Annotated in this window: 10 protein-coding genes; 9 read left to right on the top strand and 1 reads right to left on the bottom strand. The window is 34.1% G+C overall.

All coding sequences use genetic code 11. From position 1 onward, the window contains the following. The first annotated feature begins 239 nt into the window (after window positions 1-239). From H4K33_RS03465 to H4K33_RS03425, 9 genes are all read left to right on the top strand, one after another. Window positions 240-1526 (top strand): citrate synthase, encoded by a 1287-nt coding sequence (locus H4K33_RS03465; protein ID WP_182647116.1) that lies wholly within the window; start codon window positions 240-242, stop codon window positions 1524-1526. A 233-nt stretch (window positions 1527-1759) separates the two neighbouring features. Further along, entirely contained in the window at window positions 1760-2674 is a 915-nt protein-coding gene (locus H4K33_RS03460; RefSeq protein ID WP_182647115.1) for a dimethylarginine dimethylaminohydrolase family protein, read from the top strand. Between the two features lie 10 nt (window positions 2675-2684). Beyond that, on the top strand, window positions 2685-3620 hold the full coding sequence (gene ctlX, locus H4K33_RS03455; protein WP_182647114.1) for a citrulline utilization hydrolase CtlX: 936 nt from the start codon (window positions 2685-2687) through the stop codon (window positions 3618-3620). 141 nt (window positions 3621-3761) lie between these two features. Continuing rightward, complete coding sequence (locus H4K33_RS03450; protein ID WP_182647113.1) at window positions 3762-5885, top strand: TonB-dependent siderophore receptor; 2124 nt, start codon at window positions 3762-3764, stop codon at window positions 5883-5885. A gap of 2 nt (window positions 5886-5887) precedes the next feature. Then, the gene (locus H4K33_RS03445; RefSeq protein ID WP_182647112.1) at window positions 5888-7336 is read left to right on the top strand and encodes an HmuY family protein; all 1449 of its coding nucleotides are present in this window, start codon (window positions 5888-5890) and stop codon (window positions 7334-7336) included. A gap of 240 nt (window positions 7337-7576) precedes the next feature. After that, the gene (locus H4K33_RS03440; RefSeq protein WP_182647111.1) at window positions 7577-8233 is read left to right on the top strand and encodes a class I SAM-dependent methyltransferase; all 657 of its coding nucleotides are present in this window, start codon (window positions 7577-7579) and stop codon (window positions 8231-8233) included. Window positions 8234-8375: 142 nt separating this feature from the next. After that, window positions 8376-8942 carry a xanthine phosphoribosyltransferase gene (gene xpt / locus H4K33_RS03435; protein ID WP_182647110.1) on the top strand — a complete coding sequence of 189 codons (567 nt, stop codon included), beginning with the start codon at window positions 8376-8378 and terminating at the stop codon, window positions 8940-8942. A 150-nt stretch (window positions 8943-9092) separates the two neighbouring features. Further along, window positions 9093-10100 carry an LLM class flavin-dependent oxidoreductase gene (locus H4K33_RS03430; protein ID WP_182647109.1) on the top strand — a complete coding sequence of 336 codons (1008 nt, stop codon included), beginning with the start codon at window positions 9093-9095 and terminating at the stop codon, window positions 10098-10100. A gap of 35 nt (window positions 10101-10135) precedes the next feature. Continuing rightward, the gene (locus H4K33_RS03425) at window positions 10136-10675 is read left to right on the top strand and encodes a hypothetical protein (RefSeq protein WP_182647108.1); all 540 of its coding nucleotides are present in this window, start codon (window positions 10136-10138) and stop codon (window positions 10673-10675) included. Between the two features lie 36 nt (window positions 10676-10711). Here the strand turns inward: H4K33_RS03425 and H4K33_RS03420 are convergent, their stop codons facing one another. Further along, on the bottom strand, window positions 10712-12877 hold the full coding sequence (locus tag H4K33_RS03420) for a M3 family metallopeptidase (protein ID WP_182647107.1): 2166 nt from the start codon (window positions 12875-12877) through the stop codon (window positions 10712-10714). Between the last annotated feature and the right edge of the window lie 1099 nt (window positions 12878-13976).

The following is a 13976-nucleotide window of genomic DNA, read 5'->3' as shown; positions in this document are numbered from 1 at the left end:
TTTGTCAAAAATGTGATTATTTATTATTTTTTTAATAGTATATTGTAGATTGAAATATAATTGTTTATAACAAGATATCTTTATAGAAATTGTATTGAAAATGTTGTGAATCAATGATTATTATTAGCTTTTATAGCTTGTATGTAAGCATAATATTTCATATCTTTCCAACTGCAAAAAACATTTTACGATGTTTTGATTAAAGGAATAAAAAGTAAAGAAAAATAAAAAATAACAATATGTCTAAAACAGCTTTTATAGAAGTTGATGGTCAAAGACACGAACTACCAGTATTAGTTGGTACTGAAAACGAAGTAGCAATTGATATCTTAAAATTACGTGCATTAACAGGGGCTATCACTTTAGATCCAGGGTATAAAAATTCTGGTTCATGCCAAAGTGCAATTACTTTCTTAGATGGGGAACAAGGAATTTTAAGATATAGAGGCTATTCAATCGAGGACCTTGCTGCTAAATCTAACTTTTTAGAAGTTTCTTATTTGATTATTTTCGGTGAGTTACCAACGCAAGAGCAAATAACTCAGTTTGAAAAAGATATTCGCAAATATTCTTTGGTAAACGAAGAAATGAAGAATATCATCGATGGTTTCCCTAAAACAGCTCACCCAATGGGAGTTTTAGCATCTTTGACAAGTGCTTTAACTGCTTTTAATCCAAAAGTAGTTGATGCAGAATGTGAAAAGAGTTTATACGAAGCTGTTTGTAAAACAATGAGTAAGTTCTTAGTTATCGCAACTTGGACGTACAGAAAAGCAAAAGGATATCCTTTGAATTACTACAATAACACAAAAAGTTATGTAGATAATTTCTTGAACTTGATGTTTGCTTTACCTACTGAACCTTATGAAATTGACCCTATTATCAAGAATGCAATTGATAAATTGTTCATCTTACACGCAGATCACGAACAAAACTGTTCTACTGCTACTGTAAGAATGGTAGGTTCTTCTCATGCAGGTCTATTCGCGTCTATCTCTGCTGGTGTTTCTGCACTTTGGGGACCTCTTCATGGTGGTGCTAACCAAGCTGTGTTAGAAATGTTAGAAGCAATCCAAAATGATGGTGGAGACGTTGAAAAATACATTAACAAAGCAAAAGATAAAGACGATCCATTCCGTTTAATGGGATTCGGTCACCGCGTATACAAAAACTTTGATCCAAGAGCGCGTATCATTAAGAAAGCAGCAGATGAAGTATTAGCTAAATTAGGAGTAGATGATCCTGTTCTTGATATTGCTAAACAATTAGAAGCAGCAGCATTAAAAGATCCATACTTCGTAGATCGTCACTTATATCCAAACGTAGACTTCTACTCTGGAATTATCTACAGAGCTTTAGGTATCCCAACTGAAATGTTTACCGTGATGTTCGCTATCGGTCGTTTACCAGGATGGATCGCTCAGTGGAAAGAAATGAGAATTAATAAAGAACCTATCGGACGCCCACGTCAATTATACGTTGGAGAAGCATTAAGAGAATTCGTTCCAATGAACGAAAGAAAGTAATTTTCTGGTCTGTATAAAATATAAAAGGAAATGAGTTTGGCTCATTTCCTTTTTTTTATAGATCATAAATAAAGGGATCTGCTAGTAAATCTCGATGTAAGTTTACTCTTTCTTTAATCGAATGAACTTCACAACGCCCTACCATTTCAATGCCTGATACAAAAAAGCAAAAAGCCAGAAAAACAAACACCAATCAAAAGGGGTTTTACTATATTTGTACAAAATGAAACTATATGTTACAATTAAATGTAAAGAATGAAACCTCTCGCTTGCGGGCTGTGGTCCTAGGCACTGCCGTTAGTAATGGACCCACACCTACAATCGAAGAAGCCTATGATCCTAAATCATTAGAGCATATAAAAGCAGGAACGTATCCCATTGAAGCTGATATGGTACGTGAAATGGATGCCTTTAATCAAGTTTTTGAAAAATATGACGTAAAGGTATATCGACCTGAAATCATTGAAGATTACAATCAAATTTTTACTCGTGACATTGGATTCGTTATCGATAATAAATTTATCAAAGCCAATATACTTCCGGATCGAGACAGAGAATTAGCCGCTATTAACTACGTTTTAGAACAAATAAATCCAAACGATATTATATCCGCACCAGAGGAAATGCATTTCGAAGGTGGTGATGTAATGTTGTGGAATGATCATATCTTTATTGGATCCTATAAACGACCAGATTATCGCAACTATATTACTGCTCGTACCAATGAACTTGGTGTTGAATTTATTCGAGAGTTGTTTCCCAATAAAATTATCAAGAGTTTTGATTTAGTGAAATCAAAAGTTGAACCAAGGGATAATGCTTTACATCTAGATTGTTGCTTTCAACCAGTCGGTGTGGATAAAGCAATCATTTATAAAGGAGGTTTCTATGATGAAAAGGAATATCAATATTTAGTTGATATCTTTGGTGAAGCTAATTTATTCCAAATTACTAGAGAAGAAATGTATCATATGAATTCGAATATCTTCTCTATTGCGCCAGATGTTGTAGTTTCAGAAAGAAACTTTACGCGCTTAAATAATTGGTTAAGAAGTCACAACATAACAGTAGAAGAAATTCCTTATGCCGAAATTGCCAAACAAGAAGGCCTATTGAGATGCTCTACTTTACCTTTAATAAGAGATTAATTTGAATAGTATGAAACAGATAACAAATAATATTCTGATGATTCGTCCGGTTGCTTTTCGCATGAATGAGCAAACTGCAGTGAATAACTACTACCAAAAGGTACTAGATAATTTGACACCAGCAACTGTAAATGCAAAAGCACAACAAGAATTTGACGCTTTTGTCGAAAAATTACGCGCTGTTGGAGTACATGTTACCGTAGTTGATGATACCGTAGATCCGGATACTCCAGATAGTATCTTCCCAAACAACTGGATTTCTTTCCACGAATCAGGAGAAGTGGTTTTATACCCTATGTTTGCTGAAAATCGACGCTTAGAGCGTAGAGAAGATATCTTAGACATTCTTGAAGAGCAAGGTTTTGTGATCAATGATATTTGGGATTATACTTCAGCTGAAGAAGATGACTTATTCTTAGAAGGAACAGGAAACTTATTGTTGGATAGAACCAATGAAATCGCTTACTGTGCTTTATCTCCTCGTGCAGATGAAGGGTTAGTTATCGAGTTTTGTGAAGATTTTGAAATGAATCCTGTGATTTTTGAAGCTTTCCAAACGGTGGATGGAGAACGCAAAAATATCTATCACACTAATGTAATGATGTGTTTAGGAGATACCTTTGCTGTTATTTGTGCAGATACAATCGACGATAAACAAGAAAGAAAGATTGTCTTGAATAGCCTAAAAGAATCTGGAAAAGAGATCGTACTTATCACAGAAGATCAAGTGAATAATTTTGCAGGTAATATGTTGCAAGTAGTAGGTGCAGAGGATACAAAATACCTAGTAATGTCTACACAAGCATTTAATAGCTTGACTGATGGACAAATTAAAACACTTGAAAAGCATGCAACAATCCTACACAGTAGTTTGGATACTATTGAAGCATGTGGAGGTGGAAGTGCAAGATGTATGATGGCAGAAGTGTTTTTACCTAAAAACTAGAAGCTCAACGTATAATATAAAAGCGAAGTAAAAAACTTCGCTTTTTTTTATAAAAAATATATTATTTAAAATCAATTTAAATAATATATTTTCTTATCTTTGCAATTAAGAATCTATCTAAATAAAAGACTTTACATATAAATGAAACGTTCACTACTGCTTGCAACAGGTACCTTACTCACGTTAAGTTCGACTGTCGTTGCTCAAACAAATGATACGATCAAAGAGCCGGAACAAAAATTGGAAGAAATTGTTATTTCAGGTCAATATAATCCACAGTCAATCAATAAAGCTGTTAATAATGTTACCATACTAAATAGACAACGAATTGAAAACTTAGGAGCGGTTACTTTAGCAGATGCATTAAATCAAGTAATGAATATTTCTATTCTACCCAATGCTACTACCGGTCGTTCTACCGTTAAGATGTTTGGTTTAGATGCACAGTATTTTACGATTCTTATTGATAACGTACCCATGATTTCTGATGAGGGGTTTGGTAATAATACCGATTTAACGCAAATCAATTTAGATGATATTGAACAAATTGAAATTGTTGAAGGTGCAATGGGAGTGGATTATGGTGCTAATGCAGTAACAGGAATCATCAATATCATTACAAAGAAGAATAATATAAACGACTGGAATGTAAACTTTTTTGTACAAGAGGAAACAGTTGGAAATGAATATGACTTAAAAAACAAAGGAAAGCATATTCAAGGAATTACCATGGGACACAATATTAATGATAATTTATATGCAAGTGTTTCCTATACACATACCGACTTTAAAGGATGGTATGATCAAAGAAAAGGATTTACCTATTATGGAGATGAAAATAAACGAGGACATGAATGGTTGCCTAAAAACCAAAACAACGTCAAAGGTTTTTTAAACTATCACAAGAATTCTTATCGCGTTTATTACAAGTTTGAATTCTTCGACGAACGCATGAAAGACTATGCTAAGTTGTTTAATATCAATGAAGATCCCGTTTTTGAAACAATTAATCCTGTAGCAAATGATCGTATTCTGAATACCAAACGCTGGTCTAATGTATTGAATACTTCTGGAAAGTTAGAAGATTTGTTTCAATTTGATTTATCCTTTTCTTATCAAAAACAGGAAAGAGAAACAGATAAGTATAGATATCGTATTATGTACGATGAAAAATATGATAGAAGCTCATTTAAAAGCGAAAGTAGAGAAGTGTTCTTTTCTCGAGGTACATTTAGTGACTTTATCAAATTAGAAAAGGCAAAGTTTCAAGTAGGATATGAAGTTGCTTACACAAATGGCTATTCTGCGATGTCTGAACAATTAGCAGAAAGCCCAACGAAAAAAGCATTGGGAAGCTACGATTTTTATGCTTCTTCTGAAATTAACGTGCTACCAAGATTAATGGTTCGTCCAGGGTATCGTTTAATGACTTCAAATACGTTTGAGAGTCAACATGCACTAAGTTTAGTATTGAAATACGTTCTTCCAGGCGATTATGAAATTAGAGGAACAGTTGGAACGTCTCCTCGTTTGCCAAATTACGAAGAATTATATACTTATTTTGTTGACGTTAATCACGATCTACAAGGAAATGAAAACTTAAATCCAGAAAAGGGAAAAACTGCTTTTTTAAACTTTAAAAAAACATTTACCCTTGGAGATAATATGGAATTGAGCAATAGCTTAACAGGACGTTACCTCGAAGTTACTGATAAAATTGATTTGATCGAATTGATCAATCCTGAAGGATTGAAGTTCGTTTATGAAAATACAGATAAGTACAGAAATGTTGGAGCAACTTTCTTGAGTCAATTAAGTTGGAATTCTTTCGATTTTGGTCTTGGTTTTACCATGTCAGGTGTATCTCAAGAAATTTATCAAGCACCAAAAGGAACGGATAAGTTTTTGTATACTCCTGAAGTTACAGCGAATATTAATTATCGCTTAGCTAAAACCGGTACCAACTTCTCTTTGTATTATAAGTTTAATGGAGAAGAAGAACGCTATAAAAAAGGATCAGATGAATTTGGGGAGTATTATGTTAAGGGAAAACAAGAAAGCTATTCTTGGCTGGATTTTAGCGTAAGACAACCATTCTTTAAAAATATGTTATACGCAACTGTTGGGGTGAGAAATTTATTCGATATTAAAGATATTCGATCAACAACTAGTAGCGGTACAGGACACTCAGGCGGTTCTACTTCAAATCCTATAGGATATGGAACGAGCATCTTTTTTAAACTACAATATAAATTAGGATTTTAATTATGAAGAATTTTAGATTAGGAAAACTTGTGATTGCAATTGTTGCACTTGTTTTTTTCAGTTCATGTGAGAAAGATTCTAATAATGGCAACAGCGATGTTCGTGATTTTATTGTAGCTTTTAGTGATCCGTCTATTCCTTATAGAGAGATTGAAACAACGAGAGAAGTTGAGTTAGTTTTTTCTGAAATTGCTCAAGGAAATGGTACGATTGAATTACAAGTTAGCCCTAGTAAAGCGATATATGGAGTTGATTTTGCAACAGTACCCGCAGCAGTGGAGCACAAATTGATTGTTCCAATTGTAAAAGGAACAAAAAGCTCAACTTTTACATTTGAGAATTTGATCTTCCCTTATGATCGAATGGATAAAACAATTCAATTCACCATTGTAAAAGTGAATTATGAGGTGAAATCTCCAAAAATTCAGGGGTATAATGTCATGATGATTAGTTTTGATACTTCCCTAGGAGGTATTATGACACCGAATGTAGGAGGGCCTACACAACCCAATCAAGTATATGTTGACTTAGGAGGAAAAGCGATGTACGAAGTAAAACGCAACTCTTGGGATTTAGCTTTTGATAGTAGCAATGAATTTAGAGTTCGTCTAAATGGCTCAGTATATATGGCTGCGGGAATAATCAAAGGAGCAAATTCTATTGATGATGTTCGCGACGATAGTGCCATTCAAGCAATGAAAAATCTAGTAAAGATTGGTACATTCGATCCGTTAAACTTAGAGTATATTGACGATCCATCAGGCGATCCAAATAAAACTGCGATTCACAGTATTTCTGATGTAGATGCCAATAATAAAGTATACCTAGTGAATATGGGCTTTGATCCAGGAACAGATGCAGTCGAACCAGGATCAGTTTTAGTGACTGGAAAAGAACGCGGGTGGAAAAAAATCCGAATTTTAAAACGTTCTGGAGGTTATTTATTGCAATACGCCGATATCAATGACACGACACACAAAGAAGTATTAATTGCTAAAACAGCAGGTTTTAACTTTACTTTCTTTAGCTTTAATACGAATGCGATTGTTCAAGTAGAACCAAGTAAAACAAAATGGGATTTAAATTTTACCGTATTCACAAATAAAGTAGATCAAGCTGGAGATCCAAAAGGATCATACGGGTACTCAGATTTTATTGTTCAGAATAGCTATGGTGGAGTTAAAGCTTATAAAGTGACAATCCCAGCAGGAGATAAGAATTTTTATAAAGCATATAACTTGCAAAATGTAGAAGAAAATTTATTGTCTAACGATTTTACAATCATTGGCGGGACATGGAGAGAAGTAGCTAATGCAAAAGTGCTGTATAAAAATGTGTTCTATGTTATCAAAGATGCAAAAGGACATTATTATAAAATGAGAATGTTAGATTTCTTCAACGAAAAAGGAGATCGTGGATATCCAAAATTCGAATACTCTTTGTTGAGATAAAAGATAGTTAAAAGTATATAGAGATTAGTTGTCGCACTCTATATGTTGAATTCAATCGAATGGCAAATAGCTTTTGTATTTGTTCTTTATTGAGTTGTTAGTTTATTTTTGTTAGGAAAACCCCGAAATAGCATTTCGGGGTTTTTCGTTCTTGTTTTTATGCTAACAACATGAAAATAAAGTAGCTTAATATTATGTAGATTTATTCTAAATAGCTATATTTGAGCAAAATTAAAAGGAATGAGTATTTTAGATTTAAATGAGGTTGCAAATCAATTGCGATGTCCTTCAGGACAAGCAGGCGAGGAGTTAGCTGAAATAATGTTTAAATCAAATAGCAATATGATTTACAAAACAGTAGATCGTTTGCAGCTTTATCAAAATGATGCCGTATTAGAAATTGGTTTTGGAAGTGCAAAACACTTACCTTACATTTTTTCCACAGCTCAAAACATCAGTTATTACGGAGTTGAGATTTCTCCATTGATGATGGAAATGGCTGCTAAAGTGAAAGAATCGCTAGAACATGAGCATATAGAATTTACACTTACAGAAGAATTGAATACACTCCCTTATTCAGATAAAGCCTTTAATCATTGTTTTTCAGTAAATACAGTCTATTTCTGGAGTGATCCAGTCAAGTATTTTACGGAGATTTATCGCGTCTTAAAACCAGGAGGAAGTATAGCTCTTTCTTATATACGTGAAGATTTTGCCCAACAACAACCCTTTGCAAAAGAAGATGTCTTTCATTTTTACAGGACAGAGTGGTTGATTCGCATCATGACGAATATCGGTTACAGTCACATAGAGCGTTGGCAATACATCGAAAATACATTAGATAAATTGGGAAATAAGGTGATTCGACCTTTCGTGGTATTAAAAGGAAAGAAATAAAAACAATTCACCGATTTTATAAAAGAATACAGGAGCGAATTTTGTAAACCTCTTGATATTATTTTACCTTCGCAGCAGTAGATACTAGAAAGGAGATTCTAAACAATCTCCTTTTATTTATTCATAGACAACACAAAAGAGAATGGAATTATTACGTCAACGTATTCTTCAAGATGGAAGATGTTTTGAAGGGGGAATTTTAAAAGTAGATAGCTTTATCAATCACCAAATGGATCCTGTTTTAATGAAATCTATTGGCGTAGAATTTGTTCGTCGCTTTGCAGCTACCAATGTCAATAAAATTATGACTATCGAAGCAAGCGGAATTGCACCTGCTATTATGACGGGATATTTACTCAATCTTCCTGTGGTATTTGCAAAAAAGAAAAAACCGAGTACGATGGATAATATGTTGCACACACAGATACATTCGTTCACGAAAGACAGAACATATGATGTAGTGATTAGCAATGATTTCTTAACACCAGAAGACAATGTGTTATTCGTAGATGACTTCTTGGCGTATGGAAATGCAGCTGTAGGAGTATTAGATTTGATTGAACAAGCAGGAGCAAATCTAGTTGGAATGGGCTTTATTATCGAAAAAGCATTTCAACAAGGAAGAAACTTATTAGAAGAAAAAGGCGTGCGTGTAGAGTCTTTAGCTATTATTGATGATCTTTCCAATTGTACAATAACAATACGATAAAAGATAAAGCCCATTCGAAGGAATGGGCTATTTTTTTATACAGCACCCTGTACTTTTTCAAATGTTAAACTATATCTAGAGAATTAGTGTTTTCTTTTTTTATTGATTACTTTAATTGCTTATAATAATTGTTTTATAAGTATAAGTAATATGACTAAAAATATAAACTATTCTTTCTTGGATCTTGCTGTAATTGGAGCAAATAAATCAACGAAAGAGACTTTAAATAATGTGTTGGCTACAGCTCAACATGCCGAAGACTTAGATTATAATCGGTTTTGGTTAGCTGAACATCATAATATGCCACATATTGCCAGTTCAGCTACTGCTGTTTTAATTGGATATGTCGCTAGTGGTACAACTAAAATTCGCGTAGGTTCGGGGGGAATTATGTTACCCAATCATCCGCCATTAGTTATAGCAGAACAATTTGGAACTTTAGAGTCACTTTATCCCAATCGAATTGATTTGGGATTGGGAAGAGCCCCCGGAACGGATCAACTAACAGCTATGGCGCTTAGGAGAAATGATGTGCAAAGTGCTAGTTTTTTTCCACAACAGATTCAAGAACTAAAAACATTTTTCAGCGCTACTAATGCAGAAGCAAAAGTAAGGGCTTTTCCTGGAGAAGGCTTGGATATTCCTTTTTGGATTTTAGGCTCAAGTACGGACAGTGCTTATTTAGCTGCTGAACTAGGACTACCTTATGCCTTTGCTAGTCATTTTGCTCCGGATCAGATTCAGATGGCAGGTAAAATATACAAGAATAATTTTAAACCTTCTGCTCAGTTGGATCAACCCTATTTTATGCCATGTGTCAATGCGATCTTAGCTGATTCAACACATGAAGCAGAACAATTGGCTACTTCTTTTTATCGCATGTTCTTGGGAATTATTCGAAATGATAGAAAGCCACTGCAACCACCGATTGAATCCATGCAAGGCATATGGAGTGTACAGGAAGAAGCCGCAGTTTACAATATGACCGCTTGCTCTTTTATTGGTACAAAAGAAGAAGTATTACCCGAGCTTAATCGTTTTTGTGAAGTACTTGAGGTAGATGAATTAATGATTACAACACCAATTTATGATTATGATAAACGAAAATATAGTATGAGATTATTTTCGGAAGTAATGAAAGAATTGGGACAGTCGTAATTTTGTGTGTATTTTTGTTGTTTAAAGAAATGGATATGAAAAAAATCGGAAGCTTGTTACTCCTTTTAGTTGTACTTGTTGGATGTAATACTAAACCTACGTATACAGAAATTGTGCATGAAAATACATTTAGTGTTGAAGTGCCTAGTACAATGAAGAAAACAAGAGGGTTAAATGGAGATGCAACACTTCAATTACAAAACGTTCAAGAGGAGCTTTACTTGATTGTGATCAAAGAAAATAAAAAAGAGATTGATCAACTGTTTCATTCAAAAGATGATGGAGGAGAGGTATTTCAACAATTTTCAGAAGCGACATTAGCGTATTTAACCTCTACTTTGGATCAGTTGGAACCAAGTGAATTAAAACTAACAGAAAGCACAATCCATACTCTACCGGCCAAAACAGTCGACTTTACAGCGAGAATTGGAGGATTAGATGTTTACTATAAATTCTCTGCTTTTCAAGGAAAAGAAAATTACTATCAAATATTAACTTGGACTTTGAAAGAATACAAAGACAAGAATCAAGAAGATATGAATAAAATGAGCAATAGCTTCAAAGAAGTGAAATAAAAAAAAGTCTGAGCGATTCGCTCAGACTTTTTTTGTTTAGATTTTAGCATCTAGTTTTCCCTTGTTTTTAAATGTAGTTTGTTGATCAAACCCTTTCATTTTTAAATAAGCATCGATAGTAGCATCTTTTCCTCTAAACTCGCGATACATTGCGTCTGAAGGTTTAGTATTCCCTTGCGACAAAATTTTATCTCTAAAGATTTGTCCATTCTTACGTGTCATACCACCATTTTCAAGTAACCATTGAAATGCGTCATTATCTAGTGTTTCTGCCCAAGTGTACGAATAGTAACCTGCCGCATATCCACCGCCAAATACGTGATTAAAGAAAGTAGAACGATATCTCGGAGGAACTGTAGCTAAATTTATACCGTATTTTGTCAAAGCTTGTTGTTCAAATGCAGCAACATCTTTAATTTCTGTAGTTGACGAAATTGTATGCCACTCCATATCTAATAAAGAAGCACTTAAAATTTCTGTCAAACCATACCCGATATTAAAGTTTTGAGCAGCTTTCATTTTAGCAATTAAGCTTTCTGGAATAACTTCTCCTGTTTTATAATGTTTCGCATAGTTGGTCAATACTTCTGGTAAAAAGGCAAAATGTTCGTGAAACTGTGAAGGTAGTTCAACAAAATCACGTGAAACACTAGTTCCTGCAACAGAAGGATAGGTTACATCAGATAAGAATCCGTGTAAACCATGTCCAAATTCATGGAACATTGTGATTACTTCGTCAGGTGATAAAAGAGTAGGTTGTCCTGCTGCTGGTTTTTGATAGTTACAAACGTTGTATACTACTGGAGCTTGGTTTAATAGTTTTGATTGTGTTACAATATTACTCATCCATGCACCACCGCGTTTAGATTCGCGAGCGTAAAAATCTACATAAAATAAACCAATTGGACTTTTGTCTTCATTGAAAATTTCAAAAACACGTACATCTTCTTGCCAAACAGGAATATCTTTGCGCTCTTGAAAGGTAATACCATATAATTTTTCAGCCATATAGAATACCCCATGCTCTAAAACCGCATTCATTTCAAAATAAGGTTTTACCTCATTTAGATTCAAAGCGTATTTTTCTTCTCTGATCTTTTCTGCGTAATAATCCCAATCAGCTGCCGTTAAAGTAAACGGATCCGCCTCTTTATTGATTAAATCTTGAATCTCTTTTGCCTCTTGATTTGCTGCTCCAACAGCATAAGGACTTAATTGATCCATTAATTTTTTAGCTTGATCTGGTTTGTTCGCCATACTGCCTTGTAAACTCCATTCAGCATAATTTTTATATCCTAACAATTCTGCTTTTTCTGCTCTTTTCTTAGCAATGGCAATAACTGTTGTTCTTGTGTCGTTGTCATCTCCTTTTTCTGTACGACTCCAACCTGCATCAAACAGTTTTTTACGTGACTCCTTATTATGTAAAGATGCCGCAATAGGTTGTTGCGTTGTGTTGTTTAATGGAATTAAATAAGTGCCATCTGCTTGTTTGAAAGCTTCTAGTTCAGATTCACTCATTCCATCTAGCTCTTCTTTTGTAAATGCAACACTCCCCGATTTAGTAGCAGCTAAAAGTTGATCACCAAATTTAGTCGTAAGTGAAGCTAGTTCTTGGTTTATTCCTTTTAAAGTTTCTTTTTGCTCCGGTTTTAAATTTGCTCCCGATCGTACAAACTCTTGATAATACACATCAAGTACACGTGCTTGTTCACTAGACAAACCTAAAGTGGCTTGAGTATCGTGTAGTTGTTTTACTTTTTGAAATAAAACATCATTTAAATAGATCGCATCGTTATGTGCGGCAAACTTTGGAGATAATTCTTGATTGATCGCCTTGATTTCATCGTTAGTGTGTGCTCCAACTAATAAATGAAATACAGAACTAACACGATTTAACAATGCACTTGATTTTTCTAACTCCACAATTGTGTTTTCAAAAGTAGGTGCTTCTGTATTAGCCGTGATTTTGTCAATGGATTCCACTTGACGACGCATCCCCTCTAAAATAGCAGGCTTGAAATCTTTGTTTTTTATTTTTTCAAAATCTGCAGTTTGATAGGGTAATGTGCTTTCGGCAAAAAATGCATTGTTCTCATCCCAAGTTGGATTAGCATCCGCTTGATCTGCATTTTGCTTACATGAAACACTGAATAACGTGATCCCCGTTAAGGTACCTACAATAGCTTTTTTCACATACATAATAATTAAGGTTTAAATAAATGAAATCCAAAGATAGAAATATATTGTTAAGTTGCGTGATTACTCGTTGTGAAGGGGGGGGGTTGTTGTATGTTGATTGTCGTTCGTCGTTGGTTGTAAAAGATTATCGTTTAAAGAAAGGGGCTTTCTATTTCTGGACAATCTACCGATACCTCATAACAGATCACTGATAACTCCCAACAAACAACCGACAAAAAACAAAAAATCTAAGATAACCTTAAATAAGAGTTTAGTGTAGCTTATCTCCGAGGTGCCTTAATGATGAATCCATGGTGAGTCCATAGTGCGTGTATTAAAACAGCTATTTTATTGGACACACTATGGACTCACCATGGACGCACTATGGACTCACCCCTTATAAAACATAAACATATCTCGTTCTACTATAAGTACAGTTAATCGATTCTATTTTCTCTTTATATAATAGGTGTAATTTTCTTTTGCTTGATGCAGTAAACAAAAACGACGAACAACAAACAACAAACGACGAACAAAAATTATAAGACTACCGATTACAGATAGCAGATAACCAATCACTGAATATTCCTAAATAAGGACGATTGTTTTTTCAACGAGAATCTTCTCAACGAACAACGAACAACGAACAACGAACAACGAACGACCAACAAAAACTTTCACATCTAACACCCGTACTACAAGCGAGTTGCGAAAAACTTTGAAAATACTTTAAAAAAAAGGTTTAGAATAATTTGGAAGTGGCGAAAAAGGTACTACTTTTGCATCCGCATTAAACAAGCAGACGTTCATAGAAAAGCACAGAAAAAGACTTAAGATTGTTTCAAAAATATTTTTAAAAAATAAATTTGGATAATCGGAATAAAGAGTCTTATCTTTGCAGTCCGCTTCAGTAAAGGCTGGGGATTAGCGAAAAGAAAAAAAATATTTTTTCAAAAACATTTTGCTAATTCAGGAAAGTTTTTTACTTTTGCACTCGCTTTGAAAAACAAGTGAGATTAGAAACGATCATAGACATATTGGACAACAGCATACGAAAAAAGAGAGTAAGGTGATTTTAGGATCACGAAATAAACTAGCTAACTTTTTACAATATTAAAAA

Source organism: Myroides sp. WP-1, from assembly GCF_014145635.1.
Classification (GTDB): Bacteria; Bacteroidota; Bacteroidia; order Flavobacteriales; family Flavobacteriaceae; genus Flavobacterium.
The sequence above is the reverse complement of the archived record's forward strand: the minus strand, read 5'-3'. Positions and strand labels throughout refer to the sequence as shown.